Source organism: Nocardioides panacisoli, assembly GCF_039537325.1.
Taxonomy (GTDB): Bacteria; Actinomycetota; Actinomycetes; order Propionibacteriales; family Nocardioidaceae; genus Nocardioides; species Nocardioides panacisoli.
This window is the reverse complement of the sequence record NZ_BAABAH010000001.1, coordinates 271,526-296,699: the sequence shown is the minus strand read 5'-3', so window position 1 is coordinate 296,699 and position 25,174 is coordinate 271,526. Positions and strand designations below refer to the sequence as shown.

General features: G+C 72.2%; 22 protein-coding genes. 1 reads left to right on the top strand and 21 read right to left on the bottom strand.

Annotation, left to right across the window (positions count from 1 at the left end):
- The 8 genes from ABD709_RS01475 to ABD709_RS01440 all read right to left on the bottom strand — a co-directional run bounded on the left by ABD709_RS01475 (position 1) and on the right by ABD709_RS01440 (position 10,050).
- The gene (locus ABD709_RS01475) at positions 1-441 is read right to left on the bottom strand and encodes a phage tail protein (RefSeq protein ID WP_344771998.1); all 441 of its coding nucleotides are present in this window, start codon (positions 439-441) and stop codon (positions 1-3) included.
- 55 nt (positions 442-496) lie between these two features.
- Positions 497-2,608: a hypothetical protein gene (locus tag ABD709_RS01470; RefSeq protein WP_344771996.1), complete on the bottom strand. Its 2,112-nt coding sequence runs from the start codon at positions 2,606-2,608 to the stop codon at positions 497-499.
- On the bottom strand, positions 2,608-2,766 hold the full coding sequence (locus ABD709_RS01465; RefSeq protein WP_344771995.1) for a DUF6760 family protein: 159 nt from the start codon (positions 2,764-2,766) through the stop codon (positions 2,608-2,610). Before ABD709_RS01465 ends, ABD709_RS01470 begins: the two co-directional genes overlap by 1 nt.
- Complete coding sequence (locus ABD709_RS01460) at positions 2,763-3,206, bottom strand: hypothetical protein (protein ID WP_344771994.1); 444 nt, start codon at positions 3,204-3,206, stop codon at positions 2,763-2,765. The genes ABD709_RS01465 and ABD709_RS01460 overlap by 4 nt, the downstream gene beginning before the upstream one ends.
- Complete coding sequence (locus ABD709_RS01455; protein WP_344771993.1) at positions 3,206-3,652, bottom strand: phage tail protein; 447 nt, start codon at positions 3,650-3,652, stop codon at positions 3,206-3,208. The genes ABD709_RS01460 and ABD709_RS01455 overlap by 1 nt, the downstream gene beginning before the upstream one ends.
- A gap of 27 nt (positions 3,653-3,679) precedes the next feature.
- Positions 3,680-5,224 carry a phage tail sheath family protein gene (locus ABD709_RS01450; protein WP_344771992.1) on the bottom strand — a complete coding sequence of 515 codons (1,545 nt, stop codon included), beginning with the start codon at positions 5,222-5,224 and terminating at the stop codon, positions 3,680-3,682.
- A gap of 123 nt (positions 5,225-5,347) precedes the next feature.
- On the bottom strand, positions 5,348-9,271 hold the full coding sequence (locus ABD709_RS01445) for a phage tail protein (protein ID WP_344771991.1): 3,924 nt from the start codon (positions 9,269-9,271) through the stop codon (positions 5,348-5,350).
- 23 nt (positions 9,272-9,294) lie between these two features.
- Positions 9,295-10,050 (bottom strand): eCIS core domain-containing protein, encoded by a 756-nt coding sequence (locus ABD709_RS01440; protein WP_344771990.1) that lies wholly within the window; start codon positions 10,048-10,050, stop codon positions 9,295-9,297.
- A gap of 170 nt (positions 10,051-10,220) precedes the next feature.
- On the opposite strand from ABD709_RS01440, the gene ABD709_RS01435 reads away from it, so the two are divergent.
- Positions 10,221-11,453 carry a hypothetical protein gene (locus ABD709_RS01435; RefSeq protein ID WP_344771989.1) on the top strand — a complete coding sequence of 411 codons (1,233 nt, stop codon included), beginning with the start codon at positions 10,221-10,223 and terminating at the stop codon, positions 11,451-11,453.
- Positions 11,454-11,455: 2 nt separating this feature from the next.
- On the opposite strand, the gene ABD709_RS01430 is transcribed toward ABD709_RS01435, so the two are convergent.
- From ABD709_RS01430 to ABD709_RS01370, 13 genes are all read right to left on the bottom strand, one after another.
- Complete coding sequence (locus tag ABD709_RS01430; RefSeq protein WP_344771988.1) at positions 11,456-13,510, bottom strand: ATP-binding protein; 2,055 nt, start codon at positions 13,508-13,510, stop codon at positions 11,456-11,458.
- On the bottom strand, positions 13,507-14,175 hold the full coding sequence (locus ABD709_RS01425) for a Pvc16 family protein (protein WP_344771987.1): 669 nt from the start codon (positions 14,173-14,175) through the stop codon (positions 13,507-13,509). Before ABD709_RS01425 ends, ABD709_RS01430 begins: the two co-directional genes overlap by 4 nt.
- 258 nt (positions 14,176-14,433) lie before the next feature.
- Entirely contained in the window at positions 14,434-15,069 is a 636-nt protein-coding gene (locus ABD709_RS01420) for a helix-turn-helix transcriptional regulator (RefSeq protein ID WP_344771986.1), read from the bottom strand.
- A gap of 119 nt (positions 15,070-15,188) precedes the next feature.
- Positions 15,189-18,113 (bottom strand): AfsR/SARP family transcriptional regulator, encoded by a 2,925-nt coding sequence (locus tag ABD709_RS01415; RefSeq protein WP_344771985.1) that lies wholly within the window; start codon positions 18,111-18,113, stop codon positions 15,189-15,191.
- Between the two features lie 167 nt (positions 18,114-18,280).
- Positions 18,281-18,550 carry a hypothetical protein gene (locus ABD709_RS01410; RefSeq protein WP_344771984.1) on the bottom strand — a complete coding sequence of 90 codons (270 nt, stop codon included), beginning with the start codon at positions 18,548-18,550 and terminating at the stop codon, positions 18,281-18,283.
- Positions 18,551-18,580: 30 nt separating this feature from the next.
- A complete protein-coding gene (locus ABD709_RS01405; RefSeq protein WP_344771983.1) occupies positions 18,581-19,132 on the bottom strand; it encodes a mycothiol transferase in 552 nt (183 codons plus the stop codon).
- Positions 19,129-20,223, bottom strand: a complete 1,095-nt coding sequence (locus ABD709_RS01400; protein ID WP_344771982.1) for a DNA polymerase domain-containing protein — start codon at positions 20,221-20,223, stop codon at positions 19,129-19,131. The genes ABD709_RS01405 and ABD709_RS01400 overlap by 4 nt, the downstream gene beginning before the upstream one ends.
- A 57-nt stretch (positions 20,224-20,280) precedes the next feature.
- The gene (gene msrB / locus ABD709_RS01395) at positions 20,281-20,682 is read right to left on the bottom strand and encodes a peptide-methionine (R)-S-oxide reductase MsrB (RefSeq protein ID WP_344771981.1); all 402 of its coding nucleotides are present in this window, start codon (positions 20,680-20,682) and stop codon (positions 20,281-20,283) included.
- A 52-nt stretch (positions 20,683-20,734) separates the two neighbouring features.
- Positions 20,735-21,160: a rhodanese-like domain-containing protein gene (locus ABD709_RS01390; RefSeq protein ID WP_344771980.1), complete on the bottom strand. Its 426-nt coding sequence runs from the start codon at positions 21,158-21,160 to the stop codon at positions 20,735-20,737.
- Positions 21,157-21,609 carry a cysteine dioxygenase gene (locus ABD709_RS01385; protein WP_344771979.1) on the bottom strand — a complete coding sequence of 151 codons (453 nt, stop codon included), beginning with the start codon at positions 21,607-21,609 and terminating at the stop codon, positions 21,157-21,159. Before ABD709_RS01385 ends, ABD709_RS01390 begins: the two co-directional genes overlap by 4 nt.
- Before the next feature lie 92 nt (positions 21,610-21,701).
- The gene (hemQ, locus tag ABD709_RS01380; RefSeq protein ID WP_344771978.1) at positions 21,702-22,427 is read right to left on the bottom strand and encodes a hydrogen peroxide-dependent heme synthase; all 726 of its coding nucleotides are present in this window, start codon (positions 22,425-22,427) and stop codon (positions 21,702-21,704) included.
- A 24-nt stretch (positions 22,428-22,451) separates the two neighbouring features.
- On the bottom strand, positions 22,452-23,108 hold the full coding sequence (locus tag ABD709_RS01375) for a response regulator transcription factor (RefSeq protein WP_344771977.1): 657 nt from the start codon (positions 23,106-23,108) through the stop codon (positions 22,452-22,454).
- The gene (locus ABD709_RS01370; protein ID WP_344771976.1) at positions 23,105-25,162 is read right to left on the bottom strand and encodes a sensor histidine kinase; all 2,058 of its coding nucleotides are present in this window, start codon (positions 25,160-25,162) and stop codon (positions 23,105-23,107) included. Before ABD709_RS01370 ends, ABD709_RS01375 begins: the two co-directional genes overlap by 4 nt.
- Between the last annotated feature and the right edge of the window lie 12 nt (positions 25,163-25,174).

The window sequence follows — 25,174 nt, the reverse complement described above, 5'->3', positions numbered from 1 at the left end:
TCAGCCCTTCACCGTGAAGCCGTGGTGGGCGATCTCGAGCGTCTCGGTCAGCACCTTGGGCGAGTCGGTGTTGAAGCTCGGCCCGGTCCACCGCACCGGCACCATGTCGATGACCGCCCAGGTGGCGACGGTGCTGCCGTCGGCCCGCTTCGCCTCGATGACCCCGGTCTTGCGCTCGTAGCCGGCGGCCATCGAGGACACCCACTGCGCCACCTTCGCGGTGTTCGCGCCGAGCGGCCGGGAGAGCTTGATGTTGCCGTACTTCAAGCGGGTCGGGAACTGCCAGACGTAGGCGTTGTTGCCGCCCTCCTCGCGGGTCTCCATCACGACCTCGCAGGTCATGCCCTCGCAGCTCGAGAACGCGCCGAGGTTGGTGTCGTCGATGCTCACCACGAAGTGCACGCCCACCGCGGTGTCGACGTCCTGCGTCATCTGGCTCATGGACGCTCCTCTCGCATCGTCGGGTCCGGGGTATCACTCATCGCTCAGCACCGACTCACCACGGATCGGTCCGTACGCCGCGCCGCTCGCGGTCCAGCAGCAGCTCGGCCTTCATCCGGCGCAGCACGGCGGGGAACAGCTTCTGTGCCAGGGCGTCGACGTCGCCGGTCGCGCTGCCTCCCGCGGCCGGCGCAGCGCCCGCGGGCGCGGGACCGGCGGCCGGCGCGGTCTGCACCGCGACGGGCGGCGGCGCGGCGGGCCCGGCCGGATCCGTCTCGGTGACGGACGGCGCCTCGCCGCCGGTCGCCGCGGTCTGCACGGTCACCGGCTCGGGCGGGGCGGGCGGTACCGCGAGCGGCATCGGCATGGGCGATGGAGCAGCCGGGGCGACGACCGCCCGCGAGATCACGGGTGACCCCTGCGACGGGGCGGGCGCGAGGGGCGTGGGGTCGATCCGTACGGGCGTCGCCTCGACGGCGACGGTGGTCCGGTCGGTCACCGGAACGGGCGGGTCCTCGACGGTGGCCCCGGGCTCGGGCACGCCCGGCTCGCTGGGAGTGACGCGGACCGGCGGCGGAGGGGCCGGTGCGGTCGTTCGCTGCACCGGCGTGCGCTGAACCGCCGCTCCCTGGGCAGCCGCGCTCTGCATCGTCGTCAGCACGGCGGCCGTCTGCACGGCGGGCGCCTGCACCGCCGCCGTCCCCACGGCCGCCTTCTGCACGGCCGCCCCCTGCACCGACGCTCCCTCGGGACCCACCGGTGGCATCGCCGGGTCGGCGCGTCTCGAGATGAGCCGACTCGGCGTCTCAGGGGTGCCGAGACGAGCCGGCTCGGCGGGGGGTGGTGGTGGCGCAGGAGTCGACGCGGCCGAGGGCGGCGGATCGGCGGGGAGCCGCTGGATCGGGACGACACGGTCGTGGCCGGACGACCGGGTGGGGATCAGCGGAGCGGGTCGGACCACGAGCGACGGGCTGGGGAGGCCGGGGCCGGGGAGCACGGCCGCGCGCTGGATCGACGTGCTGATGCCGGAGACGAGGGGCAGCGGGACGCTCGGCAGCGACGCGGGCGCCGGCTCGACGGCGACGGCAGGCTCGGACGACCGGGAGGGCTCGTCGGAGTCGGGTACGTCGGTGGGGAGCGAGGTCCCGGGCTCGTCCGGCGCGGGAGGGCCGGACGGCGCCGGCGTCACCGCGTCGGCGGGCGCCTCCGGCGCGGCGGCCACTTCGGCCGGTGGGGACGCGGGCGTCTCGCCCGACGGGGCCGCGGGAGGTGCCAGAGGCAGCGGCGCGGCGACGGCGGCCCGCTGGATCGGTACCTCGGTGAACCCGGCACCGGGATCGACGACGGAGGTGGTGACGGCCGCGTCTGGCCGCAGATGGTCCGGTTCGACGGGTGTCGGGACCGCGGTGGCGGGTGCCGCGTCGAGCGGCGCCCCGAGGCCGAGCCGCGGCCGCACCACGGCCGCGGACACTGCCGGCGTCGGCGCGGAGGAGGCCGTCGGTGTCGTCGTCGTCCGCTGGACGGCCGGTGCCGGCCGCGCGTCCTGCACGACCGTGGGCTCGCGCGCGCCGAGGGGCGCACGGACGGGCAGGTCCGGCGGCGATACCGGGTCGTCCGCGGGAGGGGGCACCGGCTCGACCCGCGCCTGCTCCGCCACGGCGGCGCGCTGCACGATCGGGAGGCCGGCCGGCCCTGCGCGGAGGAGCGTGGCGGCCGGCGGCTCCGGCCGCACGACGTCGGCCGCGCGATCGTCGACGGCGGGCGGTGCGACGAGCGGCGCCGTGGACGGCGGGTCGGCTGCCGCAGCGGACCGCTGGACCGCGGTCGGTCGTGGGGGCGGCAGCAGCGTGAGCTCCGGGGCTGCGCCGGCCGAGTACGTCGGCGTACCGAGCCCGCCGCCGTCGGCGTCGACGACACCGCCGGGGACCGTGTCGGCGACCGCGTGGCCGAGGCTGCCGGTGAAGGCGGGCGACCGCCAGGCCGGGAGGTCGGCCGGAAAGGCAGCCGGCCGCGTGACCGCCTCGATCGGGGTGTCGAGCGACCGCTGGATCGGCGGCAGGAACGCCCAGCCCATCGGGGAGGGCTGAGCGGGCGCCGGCGCGGCCGCGGGCGCCGGGGGTGCCGGCGCGGCCGCGTCGCTCTCCCGGCGGGTCCACGGCCAGCGCATCACCGCTCCTCGGCGAGCCGGGTGTTGATGCTGGCGATCTCACTGACGAAGCGCAGCCGCTGCGGGTGCTCGAGGTCGAGGATGTCCTGCAGGCCCCAGTGGAAGTGGTAGGCGACGTACGCGACCTCCTCGTAGAGCCGCTGGGGCGCGTACGTCACGATTCCCCCAGGCGCCCACCTGCGAGGTCGATCGTGAACCGGTGGGAGCAGCTGGGGCAGGTCACCGCGGCGCGGGTGTGGCCCTCGGCGTTGATCCGCCGGTAGAAGTCCTGGAGGAACGCCACGTCGCTGGCGAACATGTTCTCGACGACCTGTGCGTTGACCACCGGCACGTTGCCCAGCCGGGTGATCACCCTGCCGAGCAGCACGACGGTGGTGAAGGCGGGGTTCTCCTGGACCCGCTCGTCATAGAGCGGGAGCAGCTCGTCGCGGGCCGTGGCCAGCCGCATGGTGCCGTGCCGATGCACGATGCCGTCGCTGTCGACGTACCCGCGGGGCAGCTCGAAGTCGAACTCCGTGCGCATCGTGGCGCGCTCGGGAGCACCCGGCCCGGCCGCCACGGCGATCGGGTCCAGGACGGGAGCGGGTCCGCGCTGCATCAGGAGACGGTCACTTCGTCGTAGCAGATCGTGAACTTCTCGGTCGCCTGCTCCGCAGCGCCGGCCTTGAGCGAGTTGATCTCGACCGAACGCACCCAGCAGTTGACGAAGTTGTAGGTCTTGATCGGCGACCCGGAGAAGTCCAGCAGCTGCACCGACGCGGTCTTGCGCGACCCGGCGACGTCCCCCTGCGCGACCGTCTTGAGCCAGTCGGTGATCGTCTTGCTGTCGGTGAGGCCGCGGGTCACGGTGAACTCGCCGGCCTTCTGGCGACCGATCAGCTGGCGTACGACGTACTTGCCGTCGCTGGTCTGCTGCTTCAGCTCGATCTTGTCCACCTCGGCCTTGAGGCCGCTCACCTCGTTCACCTTGGGGATCTGGATCCCGTCGACGGTGACGATGAAGCCGTTCGCCGCACTGGAGTCGAGCGGGTCTGCGAGTGCCATCCTGGATCTCCTTGCTGGTTGGGCTGGCTATTCGGATACGAGGCTGGTGCCGCCCGAGAACTGGGACAGCTGGAAGATGACGAACTCGGCCGGCTTCACCGGCGCGACCCCGATCTGGCACACCACCTGGCCGGCGTCGATGCCCTCGGCCGGGTTGGTCTCGTCGTCGCACTTGACGAAGAAGGCCTCGTCCGGCGTGGTGCCGAACAGCGCGCCCTTGCGCCACTCGTTGACGAGGAAGGCGCTGATGGTCCGGTTGATCCGCGCCCACAGCTGGTGGTCGTTCGGCTCGAAGACGACCCACTGCGTGCCGCCGAGGATCGACTCCTCGAGGTAGTTGAAGAGCCGGCGCACGTTGAGGTAGCGCCACTCGGCATCGCTGGACAGCGTCCGCGCACCCCACACCCGTACGCCGCGACCCGCGAAGGTGCGGATGCAGTTGATCCCCACCGGGTTGAGCAGGTCGTGCTCGGCCTTGGTGATCTGGGTCTGCAGCGAGATCGCACCCCGGACGACCTCGTTGGCGGGCGCCTTGTGCACCCCGCGGGTGTCGTCGTTCCGGGCCCAGACGCCGCCCATGTGGCCGGACGGCGGGACGTACTTGTTGGTCCCGGACACCGGGTCGAAGACCTGGATCCACGGCCAGTAGAGGGCGGCGAACTTCGAGTCGTAGCCGGCGTCGCGGGTCCGCCAGTTCAGCACCTCCTGGGCGTTCATGCCGGGCGGGGTGTCGAGGATCGCGATCCGGTCGCCCATCAGCTCGCAGTGCGCGATCATCCCGAGCTGCACGGCCTTGAACGTGTCGAGGTCGATGGCGCCGTTCTCGAGCGCGGCGGCGAGGTCCGGTACGGCGACCATGGTCACCTCCTCGACCGCCTCCAGGCCGCCGAAGCCCGTGCGCTTCGCAGCGTCGCCGACGTAGTCCCCCGTGCCGAGGTTGTCCGTCGACGGCGGCTCGGGAGCCGGCTCGGGCGCGATCAGGTCGACCTGTCCCTTCGACATCGGCGTGAGCGCGCTGCCGGGACTCGTCTCCTCGAGGTTGATGACCTTCGAGGCCGCATTCACCTTCGTCGCGACGTTGTTGTCCCCGGGCTTGGTGGTCACGTTGTCGTAGGTCTCGCTGGCCTTGCCGTCCACGAGGACCACGAGCTTGAACTCGTCGTCGGGTGCACCCTGGCCGCCCGCCGCCTCGATCGTGACCTGGATGTCCTTGCTCGCCGCCGCGCCCTTGGCGATCGACTGCACGCGGTAGCCGCCGAGCGTCGCCTGCTTGGGCGCCTCGATCGCCTTCGGCTCCTTGCCGCCGCCGCCCGGCGCGATCCGCACGACGAAGCAGTTGCCGCCGCCGTTGAGGAACCAGCCGTAGACGGAGTGGGCGAGGTAGGAGTTCTCGACGAAGTCGCCGAACGCGTCCGTGAACTGGGTCCAGTTGGACACCAGCGTCGGCTCGTTGACCGGCCCCTTGGCGGCCAGGCCGACGAACGCCGCGACAGACGTCCCGACGCCCTCGATGGGGCGCGATCCCGCCGGGACCTCCTCGACGTAGACCCCGGGCGAGAGATACGTGGGCATGCTGCCTCCCAAACGGCTGGATGGACTGGAACATCCAGCGTCGTCCGCGCCCGCGCCCCCGCCCACGTCCCCGTGGACGGCTACTGAGGAAGCGTCGGCTGCCCGAACGGGCAAGGCGAAGGCCTACTTGGTGGGGAGAAGGTAGTTGGCCTTGTTGCGCGAACCGCGCCCTTGGTTCTCCTTCGATGGCTCGAGGATGTAGTTCTTGTGGTCGAGCATCCAGGTGCGCACCTCCTCGGACTTCCGGCCCGTGTGCCGTCCGGTGCTGTTCCAGTAGTCGACCGCGTCGACCGGGCTGTGGCTCATGTCGCAGTCGAGAAGAGGCCACCACCGGGTGTCGGGCGGCTTGAGCAGCACCTCGACGACGCCGGTCGGGGTGGTCCGCGTCTGGTAGGTGGCGATGAGCTTCCGTCCCGTGGTGGAGGCCTTGCCCGGGGTCGCCCCGAGGTACTGGATGCGGCGGGTGTCCTCGACGTACTCGAGGATCTCCGTGCCCCACTTGGACTTGAACGTCTTGGCGTCCATCTCCATCGTCCCGTCGACCGCGTCGACCTTATAGCGGACGCGGAGGTTGCTCACCACGAGGATCTCGCCCTTCCGCTTCGTGTCCTTGTACTTGATGGTCACGAACTGGCCGGGTTGCACGGGGAAGGATGGGTCTGCGTTCTCGGGGAGGATGTCGATCAGGACGCGCATCTGCGTGCGCTGGGAGTTCACGGCATTCTCGAGCTTTGACTTGTAGCCCTTGGCAGCCATCGTTTCGCCACGCTGGTTGAGTCCCTCGATCAACCCGGTCAAGCGCTTGATCTCGGCCTCGTCCTGGCGCGCTCTGCTCAGCGGCCCCCGTCCGACGGACTCGGCGACCTTGTCCGTCGCCATCACCGCCTCGGCCTTTGCGATGACCTCTTCGTCGAACTGCTCGTGGCTCGCAACCTTCAGCCGCGCGGCCGCTCCTTCACCCGCGAAGAAGACACGGTGCCCCCGCCCGGCCTTGTCGGTGAAGGGCATCGCGATCTTCCACCACTCGAACTTGCCAGGCAGAACCTTGTCCTTCACCCCGGCGACCTTGCCCTTCACCCAGCCCTTCGCGGCGTCGGCCTTCCCTTTCACCCACGCCTTGCCGGCGGCGACCTTGCCCTTGATCTTGGCGCCGATGCCGGCGACGGCGCGGATGACGGGGCCGGCGAGCTTGAGGCCGGTCTTGATCACGAAGTCGAGGGCCTTGTTCACCGGCTTCTGCAGCGCCTGGATGATCGACTTGATCTTCTCGCCGATGCCGCCGATGCCGAGGACGCTGGCGATGAAGCCGATGAGGATCGGCACCATCTGGCTCAGGGCGTCCTCGATCTTGTCGACGACCGAGGAGATGTTGCCCTTGGCGATGTCGACGATGCCGTCGATGACGGTGTTGACGAACTTCAGGATCCGGTCGGCGTTGTTCACGAAGAACATCACGACGTCGTAGATCAGCTTGCAGGCCTTGATGAACGCCGCAGCGGGGTTGAGGAGGCTGATCAGCCAGGTGATGCCGGCGGTGATGATCTTGGTGAGGACGAAGTCCTCGATCTGCTCCATGATCATGTTCTTGATGTCGCCGAGCTTCTCCATCAGCAGCTCCCAGACGGCACCGAGCCCGCCGCTGGCGATCTTCTGGAAGATGTCGACGCCCGTCTCGATCGCGGACATCGCCTTCTCGCCGATCTGCTTGACGATCCGGTTCCGGATGTTGGCCCAGGTGAGGCCGAAGATCGAGGCGAGCAGCTTGATGATGCCCTTGATGTCGAAGGTGTCCGGGATCTCGATCCCGGCGTCGCCGAGCTGACCGAAGAGCCACCCCATCAGGCCCTTCTTGAGGTGGGCGCCGATGTTGGAGAAGAACTTGTTGATGCCGCCCTTGACGGCGTCGACCATCTTGCCGAGGAACCCGACCGGGTCCTTGATGATGTCGCCGATCGCGGCGGCGGCCCGGGCCAGAGTGTTCTTCAACATCTCCGTCAGGTTCTTGATGGTGTTGATCACCGCCTTGATGGCGCCGATGGCCTTGTCCACCAGCCCCTTGTTCTCGGCCTGGAGTGCCTCGATCCGCTCGTCCAGCCCCTTGCGCGCCTCCACGTACTTCGACGCCAGCGTGTCGACGACGGAGTTCTGCTTGTCGTTGACGTCGGACTCCAGCTGGTCGAACTTGTCGCCGATGTCCTTGGCCGCCTCGTCGCCGACCTTCTGCAGGTCGGGCGAGAGCGTCTTGACGTACGCCGCGATGTCCGCGCGTCCCTTGGCGATCCGCTGCTTGGCGGCGGTCAGGTCCCCGCCGACGATGTCGGCGACCCGGGAGATGACCCCGTCCATCTCCTTGAGGTAGAGCTCGCGGCCGGCCTCGTAGAACTCGTTGACCTTGTCGGGCATCCCGAGCAGCTTGTCCTTGGCCCACCGGAGCCCGCCGAGCCAGCCGCCGTACCGGTCGGCCTTGTACGCCGACATCTTGGCGGCGACGTAGGTCTCGAACTTGGCGCGGGCTCCCGCCTCCCCTTCGTCGAAGGCCTTCTCCACCTTGGGGTCGATGGCCTCGAGGATCTTCTTCACGTCGGCCTCGGTGGCAGCGAAGATCTCCTGGACCTTGCCGGTGACCTCTGCCCGCTTGGCCTCGTCCTTGGACTTGGTCTGCGCCTTCGCGGACACCAGCTTCGCGACCGCCGCGCCCTTCGCGCCCTGCATGCCGGCGACGCCGGCAGCGGTCTGGGCGCCGGCCTGTGCCTTGTTCTCGGCGAGAGTCGCCTTCTCCTGCTCCCTGAACTCTGCTGGCGCGGTGTCGGCGTGCTCGGCGGCCTTCTGCTTGTCCGCGAGCGCCCCCTGGAACTCCGGCTCGTTGGACCGGGCCAGCTGCTCGTCGCTGACCTGGGCGTCGGCCATCTCCTGGTTGACCTCGTGCTTGCCTGCGGCGAGGTTCGTCTGCTCAGCCGGCGCCGGCTTCGGCGCGGCGCCCGAGGCCGGAATGGACGCTGCCTTGCCGGGATCCTCGGGCTGCAGTGGCGTGACCTGCTTGGGCACTGCCTTGGACTGGTCGGGCGTGGCGTCGGTCGCGGCCTCGATGTCCTTGGCGGAGCCCTCCTTGCCCTGGGTCACCATGCCCTTGACCTCGCCCTTGACCTCACCCGCCTTCCCGGACTCCTTGTAGTCGTCGGCCTCCTTGAGCGACTTCGGCGACTTGGCCTCGATGGCCGTCTTCACCGCAGCGATGAACGCCTTCTTGTCGAACGTGCCGGCCTGCTGCGCGTCCATCGAGTCGACCTTGGCCGCCTTCGCCTGGCCGGACACGTCGTCGGTCGGCGGGAGGGCCGCGCCCTGCGCCTCCTTGGCCTTCGCCGACGCCGGCTGGTGCGCCTTCTTGGCCTTTGCGAATCCCTTGACGTTGGCCTTGACCTGGGCGAACGCGGGGTCCTCCGCGGGTGTGACCCCCGGCGGCGGCACCGGAGGCTGCAGCAGCTTGTCGGCCGGCAACGGGGTCGGCGCCGCCGGCGCAGCGGCGGTGCCCGCGCCGCCGGCGACACCCGTCGTCGCGCCTGCGTCAGCCTTCCCCGCGTGGTGCTTGGCCGACCCTGCGGGCTTCGGTGCCTTCGCTGCGGCCTTGCCCAGCGGCGAGACGGGCTTGGTCGGCTTGGGCGGTGGCACGGGCTTCTTCGGCGCAACGGCGCCGGGGCCGAAGCCCGTGGTGACCACGGCGAGCGCGGAAGCAGGCGGTTTGTTGGCCTCGCCCTCGAGGTCCACGGGGACGCCTGCCGCCTTGGTGGCCTTGAGGCCCTTCTCGACGATGGAGACGTCCGGATCGTTGCCCCGCACCTCGGTCAGGGCCTTGTCGATGTCCGCCACGGCGTCACCGGAGGACTTCAGCCTCCCGGACAGCAGCGCGGTGACCGCCGAGTTGCCGGCGGCTCGCTGCAGCGCGAACAGCCGGGCGGGCCCGGCCGGTCGACCGCTGCTCCGGGCCCGCTCGCGCCCCTCGGTCAGTCGCTCGCCGATCGGGCCGACAGGACGCTCGTGCGCGCCGCTCATCTCCGGCTCCGGGCAGCGGTCGCTCAGGCCTGTTCCTCTTCCTCCTCGGCCGCCTCACGCTGAACCGGACCCAGGGAGTCGTCGTGGGCAGCCTGCGCCTCCTCTTCCTCCTCGGCCTCCCGCTGGACCGCTGGAAGCGAGGCATCGACGGCTGTCTGGAGGGGCGCCGCCGGGGCTGCCGGTCCCGACGGCGCGGCCGTCACCGCCGGCGCCGGTTGGCTCATCACCCGCTCGGCGTTCCTCGCCGCCTCGACCTCGAACCGGTCAGACGGGTCGCTGACCGAGACACCGCCTGCCGTCGGCGTACCGTCCACAGGGCCGCTGCGCTGCTGCACGACGTGCGTGAGCTCGTGCGCCAGCAGGGTGCGGCCCTGCGACGAGTCGGGGTCGTAGGCGCCGCGCTGGAACACGACGTTCGAGCCGACCGTGTAGGCGTGGGCGCTCACGGACCGTGCGGACGCGTCGGCGGCGTCGCCCGTGTGCACGCGGACGTCGCCGAAGTCCTGTCCCATTCGCGTCTCCATGTCGGTGCGTACGTCGTCGGCGAGCGGCGCACCGCCGCCGGAGACGACGTCGTGGACGGGTGAGCGCTCCTCGACCACGGCGCCTGCGGCCGCGTTGCCGGCCGTCCGCTGGATACCGAGCATGCCCGCGGCGCCGAGCACGTCCGGCCGTCGGGCGGCTGCGGCAGCACCCGTGGTCGGGTCCAGGCTCTCGGTCCGGGCGTGCTGGGCGGCGTCGGCCTCGAGTTCGGGGTGGTCGTGGTCGTGGTGGCGCATGCCGACCTCCAGAGTCGTGGGCTCACCACGCTGCCCCTCGACATCAGCGACCACCAGATGCCCCGGCGCAGCCGTAAGGACCGCGCGGGTGCCCGATCGGGCACCACGCCCTTCCCTGACATCGGCCGTTGGGACGCCGAGGTCGCGCGGTCCTCGTGTGAGCCTGAGGCATGGCCAAGGCACACGTGCGCCGGCCGCAACCGGTAGCGGCCGACGAGCGCTCAGCGCGCGAGGCGTCCAGCGACGGCCCACCGTCGTTCAGTTCCCTCCAGCACGCCGCGGGGAACCGAGCGGTCTCCGCAGCGCTTCAGCGACAACAGCTACCCGGCACCCCGCAGCCGGCCATCGATCCGCACGCTGTAGCCGTCGGTGCCATGCGGGCGACGCTCCCCTCCTTGGTGACGAAGGCCTACGTCGACTACGAGTCGGCCGTCTCGACCATTCGTTCGGAGGTGCTCGCCAAGAAGATCGAGCTTCCTCCGGAGACGAAGCCTCTGGACGTCCTGCTCGCCGTCGGGATGGCGCTCGTGCCGTGGGAAGCGATCGCCGTGGCTGCTCTGGAGGCGATGGCCGGTCCGGTACGGGAAACACTCAAGGCTCGCGTCATCTCCGACATGATCAGCCGCAACCCTCTACCGTTCTCGCAGCCGACGCTTGACGACCATGCCAACAACGCGATGGCCGAGATCGCGGGCATGCTCGCGAAGCCCGACAACCTCAAGACGGCCTACAAGGCTGCGTCGGACGGATGGAAGGAGATAGCCAAGAGCACGGTCGTCGGGTCCACCGCGTTGCAGCAGACCTTGAGCTACCTCGACGGATGCGCCGACGAGGCGAGCAAGCGAACGTTGTCAGGACTCGTCGGCACCATGTCGGACAACCAGGTTGCGGCGATGTACGCCGCTTACAGCAACCCCAACCTGCGTCAGGCGTACGTCGGTGACCTCCGCGGTCGCGCCACCCAATTCGCCGACATCATGGCTGCGGCTCCTGGCGCCAAGCCGACATCGTTCGTGCAGATCAACGCCTACGGCCGCCTACGTTGGGCGAAGGTGCGTTACAACACCACCTCGGCGAACTACATGTTCATCGCGTGGGTGCCGCCCGGGATGGTCGACTACGTGGCCGGACAGCAGCAGAACCCCGGTGAACCCTTGGATCCCGGCTTGATCGCCAACAAGCTGCCGGACCCGGTCATCATGCAGACGCGCATCGTGAGGATGGACGCCTGGGGTCGGATCCGTTATGCAGAGGTCGGAGGCGAGGACAACGAGATCGTCTTCCGTCGCTGGATCCCCCAGGACAAGGAGACCGAGGCGCTCGCCCAGGCGCAGACCCAGATCGGCGGGATCGACGTCGACCCGGCAAAGGTGCACGGCCTCGTCGCCCCTCCCGGCAGGTGAGGTCAGGCGGTTTCCCTGACCATCGACCAGTACGGGCCGAACTCCGATTCGCGGCACAGCCGACCGAGCTTGCGGTACTCGCGAAGGATCGCCCCGACCAGGTGGCTCATGCCGATCACGCCGGAGTCTGCGGCGGCCAGGTAGGCAGCCGTGACCGCGGCGGACCGGATCGACCCGCCGGCGAGCTCGAACGCGCCGGCGAGGAACCGCAGGTCGACGTCGGGCGACCGGCGTACGACCGTGCCGAGGCAGCTGTCCCACAGCGCGTGCCGGTGATGGGCGTCGGGAATCGGGAAGTCGACCATCATGTCGAGCCGCCGGGTGAACGCCTCGTCGATGTTGGCCCGCAGGTTCGTCGCCAGCAGGACGAGGCCGTCGAAGGACTCCATCCGCTGCAGCAGGTAGGCGCTCTCGACGTTGGCGTAGCGGTCGTGGGCGTCGCGGACCTCCGAGCGCTTGCCGAACACGGCGTCCGCCTCGTCGAAGAGGAGTACGGCGTTCACGCCCGCGGCGGCCGTGAACACCCGCTCGAGGTTCTTCTCGGTCTCGCCGACGTACTTGTCGACCAGCGTGGCCAGGTCGACGACGTACAGCTCAAGGCCGAGGTCGTGCGCGATGACCTCGGCCGCCATCGTCTTGCCGGTCCCCGAGTCGCCCGCGAACAGCGCGGCGACCCCGACGCCGCGGCCACCGCCGGGGCGCATCCGCCAGTCCCCCAGCACCTGCTCGCGGTGCCGCGCCCGCAGCGCCACCTCCTGCAGCGCGGTCAGCACCGGAGGCGGCAGCACCAGGTCGGCCCACGAGACGGCGGGCTCCACCCGCCGCGCGAGCCGCTCCAGCGCCGAGCCGTTGCCGGACCGGGCGCCCGTCCTCAGGTGGGTGGCCGCGATCCGGCCGTCCGGCTCGAGCAGGGCCTGGACGCGGGCGGACTCGGCGGCGCGGGCGACCTCGTCGGGTCGCATCCGGAACTGCGCCGTCGCCTCGAAGGTCTCGGGGTCCGTGACGCTGCCGGCCAGCGCGAACCGCCACACCGTGCTGCGCTCCTCGTGCGTGCTCGCGGCCACGGGCACCATCAGCGGCGGCCGGCTCATCCAGGCGTGGTCCCAGGAGGTCTCACCGACCACGAGCAGGGGACGCGGGTCGGCCACGAGGTGCTCGAGGAGCTCGGGCCGCTCGGCCACCGCGGAGACCGGGCCCGCGACGATCCCGCAGCCGCCGAGCCGGGCCTCACGGGCCGCGACCCGCGCCAGCCGGGCGGCCTGGGGCTGCCGGACCAGCCGATCGAGGTCGACGACCAGCGGCCGGTGCCCGGTGAGGCGGAGCGCCTCGACGGCGAGGACGCGACCCGAGCCGGTGGCGGGTTCGCGCAGGTACGCGAGCGTCGCGCCCGCGCCGAGTGCCCGGGCCAGCGGCGACGGGTCACCCCAGGGCACGTCGGGGACCGAGCCCAGGACCGGCTCGAGCTCGGCGTCGGGCGCGTCGCTGCCGAGCAGGTAGGCGGCCACCCGGTCGGACACGCGCAGGGCCCGACCGGGGAACGGGCGGTCGGGGTCGTCGAGCTCGACCAGCCCGAGCCGGACCAGCGGGCCGTGCAGGAGCCGGGCGAAGCCGTTGGCGGACGCGACCGGCACACCCGCGAGCTCGAGGGCGACGGCGACCGACGGGCGCCGCCGGCTCACGTCGTCGTTGAGGTAGCCGAAGAACGCCTCGAACCTCGGGTCGACGTCGGCGGCCATCCCGAGCAGGAGCAGGTCGACGTCGACGGGGTCGAGCCCGAAGGTCGCGCTCACGTCGCGCAGCCGGAGCGTGACGCCCGCCTCCTCGGCGGCGTCGGCCGCCGACTCGCAGGCCTCCAGCCGCGCGGAGGTCTCCGCCCAGCTCATCGGAGGCCGCCGGCCCTCGAGGAGGTGGTCGACCACCTCCTCGCTGAGGTAGAGGCCGCGGAACGGGTCGTCGGGGGCAGGGTCCGCAGCGCGGCGTACGGCGACGGCGTGGCGGATCCGCTCCTCGAGCACGCCGAGCCGGCCGAGGACGTGCGCCAGGCTCGGCGAGGTCACCGGCTCCTCCGGCGCCGCGCGGGGGCGATCGGCTTCGGCTCCGCCTTGGGCGGCGGCACGTGCTGGTGCCGCTTCTGGTCGAAGCCGCCGTCCACCGTGTCGTGGACGTCGAGGTAGACGCCCTCCTCCACCGGCGGCCCGGCGGGGTACTCCCGGCCGGTCCACATCGGCGCGGTGACGACCAGGTCGAGCGACGGCTTGAGCTCGCCACCGAGCGCCGACCAGACGTCGGCGAACGCGCGGTCCTCCGGAGGGGGCAGGCCGACCGTCATCTTCACGCCCTCGCCGGGCTCGGCCAGCGGGCCGACGACGAGCTCGTCGGGCAGGGCGTCGTACTTGAGGAAGGCGCGGAGCAGGCCGTCGAGCAGCTGGTGCTCGTCCTCGGAGCGCTGGGTCCACGCGGTCACGAGGTAGGAGAGCTTGTAGAAGCGGGGTGCCGGGCGCCGCATCTGCACGATGCCGTCCTCGTTGCGCTCCTCGAGATAGCCCGCGGGCCGGCGGCGCACGTCCTCGCGGATGTCGTAGAGGTAGAGGTTGATCGTCGGCGCGTTCCGGCGCGCGGCCCAGTCCTTCGTCGGCGCGTCGAAGACCACCTCGAGGTCGGCGCCCTCCAGGGCGTCGCTCGTCACGATCTCCCGCAAGGCGGCGTCCACCTGTGCGATCACGACGTCACTGTCCTACGGGCCGATCCCGGCCGACAGTCGGCCGCAGACCTCCGATCGGGCACCCCCCGAGGTCCGATCGGGCAGTCCCCCACGGACGGCAGCGGGGCCGCCGAGCAACCGCGAGCCATGTTCACCTCGACTGCGCGCGCGGCAGCGTGTCGCACAGCGGCGAAGCCGCATCGTGCGACGCCCCTGGGCCGAGCGGAGCGACGGCCCGGGCGGTGCCGCACGATCTGCGACACGCTCGCGCCGAAAGGCTCAGATGAGCCCGCGGCGCATGGCGAAGGCGACGGCGTGCGACCGGTTGCGGAGCTGGAGCCGGGAGGTGACGTCGTGCAGGACGTTCTTGACGGTCCGCTCGGAGTAGGCGAGCCGCTCGGCGATCTCGCTGGTGTCGCAGCCGTCGGCGACCAGCTTGAGGACCTCCACCTCGCGCGTCGCCAGCCCGTTGAAGGCGAGACCGCGAGGAGCGAGTACGCCGCGCTGCAGGGCGCCGACCTGGCCGAGGAGCTGCCCGAGCAGGTCGGCCGGCACGGTGCCCTCGTCGCAGGCGGCGCCGGTGATCGCCGCGACCAACCGGTCGGCGGTCGTCTCGTGCCGCCGCAGCAGGGCCACGACGCCCGCCTCGGCGGCGGAGACCAGGTCGCCGTCGGCGAGCTCGCCGGCGACGAGCACCAGCCGCGTGTCCGAGCTCCGCTGGTAGCACTTGAGCATCTCGAGCGCCCGGTCGTCCGGACGGTCCACGACGACCACCGTGACCTCGGCGCCCTCGCGCTCGGAGTCGGTCAGGATCTTGACCTCCGGGCGGGGCCGCAGGTGGCTCACCACACCGGCCTTGAGGATGGGGTCGAACGCGTCGACGTACACGCCCACCCGGTGCAACGGTGCTGCCATGGCCATTCCCCGAATCTCGTTGCCCCCGTCCGTCCGTCGGACCCGGGAGCACTGAAGCAAACGGCCCTTACCGCCCACTCAACGGCGACTCAACAGGGCAGGATCCGTTGCCCGGACGGTCAGTGCTGGCGGGTGACCGAGGTCGCCGCCTGCGTGGCGACGCCTAGTGAGGCGAGCACGTCGGCGTAGGACCGACGCGCCTCCTCGGCCTCGGCCAGGTTCCCGGCTGCCTCGTGCGCGGCGATGAGCAGCCGCCAGCTGCCGTCCCGGAACGGGTCGATGTCGATGCTGCGCCGGGCCGCGCCCGCGGCGTCCTCCGGGCGGTCCTGCTCGAGGTGCAGCCGGCCGAGCTGGGCGGCAGCCTCGGCGGCGCGGGCCTGGTAGTGCTCGCGGTGCGGCAGCACCCACTCGGTCGGACCGTCCTCGGGGAGCACCTCGCCCGTGTAGAGCGCGAGCGCCTCCTCGAGGTCGGCGATCGCGGTGTCGACGCCCCCGGCCGCGTACGCCGACTCTGCCGAGGCAGTCCGGAGATCGAAGGCCCGGAGGTCGGACACCGATCCGGCGGGCAGGGCGAGCAGGTAGCGCTCACCGTCCCGGACGAGCAGTCTGCTCGCGCCGCGGGCAGCGCCGGGCTCGAGCGCCGTTCGGAGCCCGGAGACGCATACGTGCAGGTTGTGGAGCGCGGCAGCGGCGTCGAGCTGCGGCCACATCGCCTCGGCGATCACCTCGCGGTGGGTCGGCTGGCCGGCGTGCAGCGCCAGCAGCCGCAGCAGCGCCCGCGCCCGCGGTCGCACCGCATGCAGGTCGGGGACGGTCCCGTCGACCTCGATCGCGAACCCGCCGAAGCAGCGCACGTCGACCGGAGCGCGTCGTACGACCACCACCGCGGGAGCGGCCGTCGGCGGCGCCCCAGGGGCCGGTGGCCGGAGGCCCAGCCGGTCGAGCTCGGCCTCGGCCGCCACGCTCGCCTCGCGATCCCGGCGGCACCGGGTGAGCGCCAGGTGGGCGAGAGCGGTGGCGCCCGGGACCTGGGCGCTGTGCGCGAACCCGACGGCGGACTCGGCCTCGCGGAGGGCGTCGGGCTGGGAGGTGACGACCGCGCTGAACGCCTGCCCGCTGCGGGCCCACGCCTCGAGCGCGGGGGCGTCGAGCTCCCGGCACCGACGGGCGGCGTCGTCGAACGCCCGGACGGCCGGCCTGCCCGCACGGAGGTCCCCCACCGCCCCGCAGAAGGTGAGGAGCAGCGCGCCCCAGACGTCACCGCGATCGTCGGCCGCGTCGACCTCGGCCGCCACCACGTCGGGGTCCCCGGCGTGGGTGACGCCGTGCGCGATCCGCGCGAACCACGGGAAGCCGAGATCCTCGGCGAGGAGGGCGACCGCGTCGGCGCGGTCCGGCTGGTCGGGGTGGAGCGCGGCCCCGAGCAGGTCGGCGGCGCACGCGAGCACGGGGTCCGTCAGCCGGTCGGCGGCCTGCGCGACCTGGTGCCGCGCGGCGCGCACGTTGCCGCTGATCGTCAGCTCGAGCGCGGACAGCACCTCCCGCTGCTCCCGCGGGAGCGGCGTACGCCGATCGGGGCGCGGTCGCCGTACGGCGGCCCGGAGGTACTCGGGCCAGCGCCCCTCCGGCTGGAGGTCACCAGCCGTCCAGGTCCGGCAGAACCTGGCGATCGCGGCGGCGGTCGCGGCCGGCGCCGGCGCGGCCGGCGGCGGTCCTGCCTCGAGCAGCCGGAGCGCGGCGCCGAGCCGGCCGTCACGGCGGGCCTGCTCGGCACGGGCCGTGCGCACGATCGGGTGGGCGCTGATGTCCGGTGGGGCAGCGTCGAGCCAGGCGAGGTCCGGGTCGGCGAGCACGTCCTCCCAGGACTCCGCCAGCACGGTCAGCGCGTCGGGCCAGCCGCCGCCGGCAGCCCAGGCCCGCGCCGCTTCCGGCGCGGTCGAGGGCACCGTCGAGCCGATGGCGTCGGTCAGGATCCCGGCCACTGCGCGGAACGCCTGCGCCGTCGTCCGTGGTCCCGCGTCGGTCGTCGTCGCGGCCAGGAGGTGGTGCCGCAGGATCCGCGGCAACGCGAAGCCGCGGCCGTCCTCGAGCGCCGTCAGGACGCCTCGCCTGGCGAGGCGCGCGATCGTCTCCTCGCTCTTGGAGCGCCCGAGGTAGCGGTCGCAGAAGCCGCCGACCAGTGCCTCGAACGGCGCCGAGCGCTGGAGGAACAGCAGGTCCGCGGTGTCGAGATCGGCGAGGAACGTGCGGACGACGTACTCACGTGCGTAGCCGGCGCCGTCGCCGAGACCGGCGAGCGCGCGGTGCCGGGCGTGCGGGCCGCGGCCGGTGACCCCGTGGTGGAACAGGTGCAGCGCGGCCGCCCAGCCCTCGGTGTGGCGGGTCAGCTCGCGCGCGTCCTCGGGCCCGAGCGGTGTGCGGTACTCGACGCGGAAGAGCTCGGCGACCTCGACGGCGCGGAACCGGAGGTCCGAGGGGCCCACGATCCGGCTCGCGAGCTCCGAGCGAGCCAGGTTGAGCGGCGGGATCACCCGGCTCCCGATCATCAGGTGCACGTGGTCGCCGGTCGTCAGCACGAGCCGCTCCACGAGCGAGCCGACGCGCTCGGTGCCGACGAGGTGGAAGTCGTCGAGCACCAGGACGACCGGTCCCTGGTGCCCGTCGAGGGCGGCGGCCAGGCTCTCGACGTCCGGCACCGCGGGCAGCCGGTGCCCGAGCGGGCGCAGCGTGGCACCGATGCCGGCCCGGACCGCGGTGACCGGGTCGGCGGCTCCCGCGTCGGCGCGCCACCAGAGCACGTCGACCGGCGCCTGCTGCGCCCAGTGGGCGAGCGCCGTGGTCTTCCCGGAACCCGGAGGTGCCACGACGGCGCAGATGCGCGTGTCGCGGACCCGGTTCAGCGCCGCGACGAGCCGGGGCCGGACCAGACCGCCGGCGGCGGGCACCCGGATGTCGGGAGCGGGCAGGCGCGGCGGATGGGCGGCGGGAGGAAGGCGGACCCGATCGGCGTCGGGCAGCGCGGTGGAGACCTCCCGCTCGGACACCGCCTCTCCTTCCCCGGAGTCTCCCGGAGCGGCGACTGCTCCCGAGAGGTGCCAGTGGTGACGATCCGTCGTCGTCTAGGAATGCTCACGCTAACGAGCGGGAGTGCGTGGCAATACCGGGATATCCCCCCAAAAAGTGGAGGGCCAGCCCGCCCCTGGGCCGGGTCTCAGGAGGCGCGGGTGCGGAGGACGACCTCGACCTCGCACTGCCGCGCGAGCTCGTCGCGGACCGAGGGGTCCAGCGCCGGGGTCATCTCACCCGTCATCAGCTGCACCGCGCTGCGGACCGCGCGGCCCCGGTGGTCGATGTCGAGGCACGCGCACTCGTCGACCAGGCCGCAGCACAGGTCCACCGTCGCGTCGCGCTCCACCGGGCGCAGGCCGCCGGCGACCGACAGCGCCTCGTAGAGACGCACCTCCAGGAATTCAGCCCCCATGCCGGATCAACGACGCGTCCTGGGCGCCGGTTACGACAGCTCGACGACGATGTCGAGGTGTCCCGCGTGGCGGGCGTACTCCGCCAGCACGTGAAAGCAGATCCACTCCAGCGTCGGCGGGTCCTCGCCGAACCGGCCACCCGGCCGGCCCGCCGTGTCGAGGGCGTACGTCGACAGCACCTCACGGGTCCGGGCACCGATCGCGTCCAGCCGCACAGCGAGGTCCTCGGCCGTCACGCGGTCCGCGACCTGCCACCGCGCGACCGGCCGGGTCTCGTCGGCGTCGTCGGAGTGCCACGGCTCGTCGACGTTCCAGTCGCCCCAGGGCGCGTCGACCTGCTCGCCGAGGAAGCCCCAGACGAACCACCGCTGCTCCATGTGGAGCACGTGCGAGAGGAGCTCGATCGGCGTCCATCCGGACGGGACCAGCGTGGCCCGCTGCTGCTCGGGCGTCAGCGCCAGCACCGCGTCGGCGATCTCGGCGCGGACCCAGTCGAGGTAGTCGGCCCAGCGGCGCGCTCCGGACGGACCCGTCTTCGCGGGCTCGGCGCTCTTGCGCGCAACCCGCTGGTCCTCGCTCACGTGCCCTCGACCCGGTTGCCGTGCTCGTCCCAGTGCTCGGCGACCTTCTTGCTCGGCTGCACCCGCGGCGGCTCCCCGGGCATCTTGGGGTAGTCGGGCGGGAAGTTGAGCTCGCCCTCCCCGCGGTCGACCTGCGCCTCCCACAGCGCGAGCAACGGGTCCAGCGTGAAGGCCTCGTCGTCGATGCTCGCCCACGGGTCGCCGTCGGCCAGCCGGTCGGGGACGGTGAACAGGTTGAACTCGCGCGGGTCCGTCACGTCGGCCAGCTCGGCCCAGGTCATCGGCGTCGAGGCCGGGGCGCCGGGGATCGGTCGCAGGGAGTACGCCGACGCGATCGTGCGGTCGCGGTTGTTCTGGTTGAAGTCGACGAAGATCCGCTCCCCGCGCTCCTCCTTCCACCAGGCGGTCGTCACCTGCTCGTCGCGGCGGGCCAGCTCCCGTCCGAAGCCGATCGCGGCGTGCCGCAGGTCCTCGAAGGTCCAGCGTGGCTCGATCCGCACGTAGATGTGGACGCCCCGGTTTCCCGAGGTCTTGGGATAGCCGCGGAGCCCGAGCTCCTCGAGCAGCTCCTTCGCGACGCCGGCGACCCGCACCGCGTCGCCGAACGCGGTGCCGGGCTGCGGGTCGAGGTCGATCCGCAGCTCGTCGGGGTGGTCGACGTCGTCGCGTCGCACCGGCCACGGGTGGAACACGATCGTGCCCATCTGGGCGCACCACACCGGGACCGCGATCTCGGTGGGACAGATCTCGTCGGCCGTCCGGCCGGACGGGAAGGTGACCTGCACCGACTCCAGGTAGTCGGGCGCGCCCTTGGGCACCCGCTTCTGGTAGAACGCCTCGGCGTCCTTGTCCTGGGGTCCGGTGGCGAGCTTGAAGCCCTCCCGTACGCCGGACGGCCACCTCTCCAGCGCGGTGGGCCGGTGCCACAGGGCCCGCATCAGGCCGTCGGCCACCGAGGCGACGTACTCCGCCACCATCAGCTTGGTGACCTCGGGCGTGCGCTCGGTCGCCTCGTAGATCACCCGGTCCGGGCTCGACACCCGGACCGCCCGGTCCCCGGCCTGCACCTCGGCGGCAGCGGTCTTCGCCATGCCGACACCCTAGGTGGCGCGACCCCCACTCGAGCGTGCGGCGGGGCCCACTCGAGGTCAGGAGTCGGCGGGCTCGAGGGTCAGGCTGATCGAGTTGATGCAGTAGCGGTCGCCGGTCGGGGTGCCGTAGCCGTCGGGGAAGACGTGGCCGAGGTGCGAGCCGCAGTTGGCGCAGCGGACCTCGACCCGCTTCATGCCGTGCGAGTTGTCCTCGATGTACTCGATCGTGTCGCTGATCGGCTGGTAGAAGCTCGGCCAGCCGCAGCCGGAGTGGAACTTCGTGTCGGACTCGAACAGCTTGGCCTGGCAGGCCTTGCAGCGGTAGACGCCCGTGGTCTCGGTGTCGGTGTACTCACCGGTGAAGGCACGCTCGGTGCCGGCCTTGCGGAGCACGGCGTACTCCTCGGGAGAGAGCTCCGAGCGCCACTCCTCGTCGCTCTTCTCGACGTTGTAGGTCATGCCCCGAATCTACCGAGCGTCTGGCTGCTGCCGGGTCGACGAACGGCAAAGTTCATACCGTCGACGGACCCGCCACCGGCAGTCCCGCCGCCTGCCAGGCGAGGAACCCGCCGACGACGTCGGTGGCGCGGCGGATCCCCAGCTGCTGGAGGGCGTGTGCGGCGAGCGAGGACGCGTAGCCCTCCTGGCAGAGGACGAGCACGCGGGCGTCGTAGGCAGCCTCGGGGATGCAGGCGTCCGAGCGAGGATCCAGGCGCCACTCGAGGACGTTGCGCTCGATCACGCGGACGTTGAGCCAGGGCGCGATCTCGCCGCTCGCCGCCCGCTGCGCGGCGGGCCGCGTGTCGACGAGGAGCGCGTCGCCGTCGACGAGCTCCGCGAAAGCTGTCGCCGGCGGTACCCGCACCAGCGCCGAGCGAGCCCCGGCCAGCATCGCGTCGATGCCGTCGTAGGTCGGCGGCGCCTCCAGGGAGGTCACCACTCCTCCCCGGCACGCTCGACGCCGAGCACCTCGAGCCGGTCTCCGCGGAAGCGGAACCGGGTCATCGTGGTCAGGCGCGGCGAGTAGGCGTGCAGTGACAGCGCCGGTTCGTTGCCGTGGTTGCGCACGTCGTGAGCGTAGCCAGGACCGAAAGCCCGGGCCTGGCCCGCGGCGAGGTCGTGCAGCTGCAGGCCGCCGTCGAAGGTGTGCTCGGTGAGCGTGCCCCGGAGGACCGTGAAGGCTCCGGCGGAGGTGCCGTGGTCGTGCCAGTCGGTCGCGGCGCCACGCGGCCAGGCGATGAGCCACAGCTCGACCTCGGGGGTGGCGAGGATCCGGGCCCAGGTCCGGTCCTCCGGGGCAGGGTCGAGGCGGTCCAGCAGCTCCGGGTCAGCGGAGTGCGCACGGACGACCTCGAGCAGGGGAAGGAGAGCGGTGTCGGTGGACATGGCGCAATACTGAAGTAAGTCAGTAGCCTTTCCAAACTTATGGATGCCGCGTCGCGACCGGAATCCCCTGTCACCCTGCGCGGGCGCGTTCGCTACGGCAGGCGGTCGGCGAGGTGGCGGAGGTCGATCCGAGCGCCGGTGTAGAACGGCACCTCCTCGCGGACGTGGCGGCGGGTCTCCGAGCCGCGCAGGTGCCGCATCAGGTCGACGATCCGGGTCAGGTCGTCGGCCTCGAAGGCGAGGATCCACTCGTAGTCACCGAGCGCGAAGCTCGGCACGGTGTTGGCCCGCACGTCGGGGTAGTCGCGCGCCATCTGCCCGTGCTCGGCGAGCAGGCGGCGCCGCTCGGACTCCTCGAGGAGGTACCACTCGTAGGAGCGCACGAAGGGGTAGACCGCGACGTAGTTGTAGGCCCACTCCTCGGAGAGGAACGCCGGCAGGTGGCTGCGGTTGAACTCCGCGGGCCGGTGCAGCGCCATCTGCGACCAGACCGGTGCGAGCCGCGCACCGAGGGCGGTACGGCGCAGCCGGTGGTAGGCCGACTGGAGGGCATCGCTGGACGGCGCGTGCCACCACACCATCAGGTCGGCGTCGGCGCGCAGCCCCGCTACGTCGTACAGGCCCCGGACGACGACGTCGTCCTCCGCCAGGGCGGCGATCAGCTCGTCGACCTCCGCGACGTCCTTCGTGCGCGCCTCGTCGTCGTTGCCGTAGGGCCGCTCCACCTTGAAGACCGACCACATCGTGAACCGGATGGCCTCGTTGAGCTCGTTGATCTTCGCGGCGTTCGTCTGGGTGTCCGACTGCGGGTCGCTCATGGTCCCCATTGTGGCGCGGCCCCGTCAGCGGCCGTAGCCCGCCTCCCGCGCCTTGACGATGGCGTCGGCGCGGCCGGTGGCGTGCAGCTTGGCGTAGATCGCGGAGACGGTGTTGCGGACCGTCTTGTTGGAGACGTAGAGCTCGCCCGCGATGTCGTCGTTGGAGCGGCCGGACGCGATCATCTCGAGCACCGAGCGCTCCCGCTCGGTGAGGTCGGGGAACGGCTCGTCGGCCGCAGCGGGCGCGGCGGAGGCGCCGGCGAAGAAGGCGGCGACCTTGGCCGCGAGGCTGGCGCCGAAGACCATGCCGCCGGCGGCGGCGGTACGGACGGCGTGCTGGACCTCGTCGGCGCCCGACCCCTTGAGCAGGTAGCCGCGGGCGCCGGCCCGTATCGCGCCGAGCACCGTGTCGTCGTCCTCGTTCATCGTCAGCATGACCACGCTGAGGTCCGGGTCGCGGCCGGTGAGGAACCTCGTCGCCTCGATCCCGTCCAGGTGCGGCATCTGGATGTCCATGACGACGACGTCGGGTCCGGTCTCCCCCACGACGTGCAGCGCCTCGCGGCCGTCGGCGGCGGCGCCGACCACCTCGATGCCGTCCAGCGCACCGAGCAGCGCGACCAGGCCGTCGCGGACGATCTGGTGGTCGTCGACGACCACGACGCGGATGGGGTCGGTCATGCTTCGCTCCTCAGCGGCAGGCGGGCGCGGACGACGGTGCCGCCGCCCGGTGGACAGGTGACCTCGGCGGCGCCGCCGAGCTCGGCGGCGCGCTCGCGGAGACCGACCAGGCCGACGCCGGCCTGGCGGTCGGCGTCGATGCCGACCCCGTCGTCGGCGACCTCGACGGTGAGGGCGTGGTCGGCGAGGGCGAGGCGCAGCGTCGCGCCGGTGGCGCGGGCGTGGCGCGCGACGTTGGTCAGCGCCTCCCCCACGATCCGGAACGCGGCGACCTCGACCGCGGCGGGCAGCCGGCCGTCAAGGTCGGGCGCGTCCACGGCGAGCGGCACGTCGAGCCGCTCGGCCTGCTGCCGGAGAGCGCCGACCAGGCCGCGGTCGTCGAGGGCGGGAGGGCGCAGGTCGTGCACGAGCCGGCGTACGTCGGCCACCACCGTCTGGACGTGGTCGCTGATCGTCGCCAGCTGCTCCTTGGCGCGCTCGGGGTCGGCGTCCACGGTCATCCGGGCGGCGTCGAGCTGGAAGACCACGCCGCTGAGCGCCGGGCCGAGCCCGTCGTGCAGGTCCCGCCGGATCCGGCGACGCTCCTCCTCGCGTGCGGTGACCAGCCGCTCGCGGCTCTCCTGGACCTCCTCGGCGAGCCGGCTGGTGCGGGCGGCGGTCGCGGCCTGCCGGACCAGGTCGCCGAGCAGCCGCTCGTCGCGCGCGCTGAGCCGGCTGCGCATGCCCTTGGCCGGCAGCACCAGCCGGCCCACCTCGGCCTCGCGGTAGGTGATCGGCAGCATGCGGACCGCGGGCGGGCGGTCGCCGTACGTCGCCAGCAGCTTCTCGCCGGCGCCGCGGTCGACCTCGACGCCGACGAAGCGCACGCCGAACGCGGTCGCGACCGCGCGGGCGACCGCGGCGAGCTGCTCGGGTCCCTCGTCGGTGGTCTCGAGGGTGGAGGCGAGGCCGGCGACGGCGTCGTACCGCTCCTGGCGCCGGCCGACCAGCAGTCGCTGAACGAGCCGGGCGAGCCGGAGCCGCAGCGGCGCGTAGAGCACCACCGAGAGCAGCAAGACGGTCAGCACGACCTGCCGCTGGTGCAGCGCGTCGCCGAGGAGGGCGTCGAGCACGGCGATCACCACGACGTCCGCGGCGAGGATGGTGCCGGCGAGTGCGGTCCACACGACGGTGCGGACGAGGAGGTCCTCGATCGCCAGCACCTCGGGCCGGACGATGCCGACCGTCATCGCCACCGACGGGAGCAGCATCACGACGACCAGAGCCGCGTCGTTGACGTGGGTCACCTCGAGCCCGGCGGACACGGTGATGACGAGCGTCATCGCGACGACGCTCCACGCGAGCCAGCGCATCCGGTCGCGCTCGAGGCCCTCGGAGCGGCGGAAGCGCACGACGACGGTGACCATCGCGGTGAGCAGGCCGGCGACGGACAGCAGCAGGCAGACCGGAGCCGCGACGGAGATCACCGCGTCGGAGATCGGGAGTGAACCGGCGTCGAGGTCCACGCCGGGCGGCAGGGCCATCGTCGGGGAGTCGTGGGCCGGCGCGATCACGACGCCCGTCGCCGCCGCGGCCATCGCGATCGTGGTCGCCCAGCTCGTCACCCGCCACCGGCCCGGCAGGAACCGGCCGTCGGGGAAGAGGAGCAGGAGCAGGGCGAGGCTGAGCGGGAGGTAGGCACCCACCCTGTTGAAGAACCAGAGCGCCAGGTTCGCGCCGGCAAGGGCGTCGTCGCTGGTGATGGCGAAGCGGACGTAGGTCTGGCTCAGGCCGTCCAGCGACCAGAACAGCCCCAGCCAGGCCATGCCCCAGCCGAACCCGCGGCCCTTCCCGCTCAGCAGGATGACGGCCGCGAGGACGCTGAGGAGCGCGCCCAGCAGCGTGTACGTCGACCCCCAACCCTCGGCCAGCTGGGCGCCGGTCCCGTGCGGAGCGGCGGCGAGGTCCAGCCACACCGAGATCCCGAAGATCGCGAAGCCGAGCACGACGAGGACCCCGACCACCACGAGGGTGGTCGGGGTCCGACGATCGAGCTGCGCGGCCTCGGTCGACACCGGGTCATTCTG

Coding starts and splice junctions, on each gene's coding strand:
- ABD709_RS01445 (WP_344771991.1), bottom strand. CDS start 9,271: ATGAGCGGCGCGCACGAGCGTCCTGTCGGCCCGATCGGCGAGCGACTG.
- ABD709_RS01440 (WP_344771990.1), bottom strand. CDS start 10,050: ATGCGCCACCACGACCACGACCACCCCGAACTCGAGGCCGACGCCGCC.
- ABD709_RS01460 (WP_344771994.1), bottom strand. CDS start 3,206: ATGCAGCGCGGACCCGCTCCCGTCCTGGACCCGATCGCCGTGGCGGCC.
- ABD709_RS01385 (WP_344771979.1), bottom strand. CDS start 21,609: ATGTCCACCGACACCGCTCTCCTTCCCCTGCTCGAGGTCGTCCGTGCG.
- ABD709_RS01420 (WP_344771986.1), bottom strand. CDS start 15,069: ATGGCAGCACCGTTGCACCGGGTGGGCGTGTACGTCGACGCGTTCGAC.
- ABD709_RS01470 (WP_344771996.1), bottom strand. CDS start 2,608: ATGCGCTGGCCGTGGACCCGCCGGGAGAGCGACGCGGCCGCGCCGGCA.
- ABD709_RS01400 (WP_344771982.1), bottom strand. CDS start 20,223: ATGGCGAAGACCGCTGCCGCCGAGGTGCAGGCCGGGGACCGGGCGGTC.
- ABD709_RS01475 (WP_344771998.1), bottom strand. CDS start 441: ATGAGCCAGATGACGCAGGACGTCGACACCGCGGTGGGCGTGCACTTC.
- ABD709_RS01435 (WP_344771989.1), top strand. CDS start 10,221: ATGGCCAAGGCACACGTGCGCCGGCCGCAACCGGTAGCGGCCGACGAG.
- hemQ (WP_344771978.1), bottom strand. CDS start 22,427: ATGAGCGACCCGCAGTCGGACACCCAGACGAACGCCGCGAAGATCAAC.
- msrB (WP_344771981.1), bottom strand. CDS start 20,682: ATGACCTACAACGTCGAGAAGAGCGACGAGGAGTGGCGCTCGGAGCTC.
- ABD709_RS01375 (WP_344771977.1), bottom strand. CDS start 23,108: ATGACCGACCCCATCCGCGTCGTGGTCGTCGACGACCACCAGATCGTC.
- ABD709_RS01410 (WP_344771984.1), bottom strand. CDS start 18,550: ATGGGGGCTGAATTCCTGGAGGTGCGTCTCTACGAGGCGCTGTCGGTC.
- ABD709_RS01450 (WP_344771992.1), bottom strand. CDS start 5,224: ATGCCCACGTATCTCTCGCCCGGGGTCTACGTCGAGGAGGTCCCGGCG.
- ABD709_RS01455 (WP_344771993.1), bottom strand. CDS start 3,652: ATGGCACTCGCAGACCCGCTCGACTCCAGTGCGGCGAACGGCTTCATC.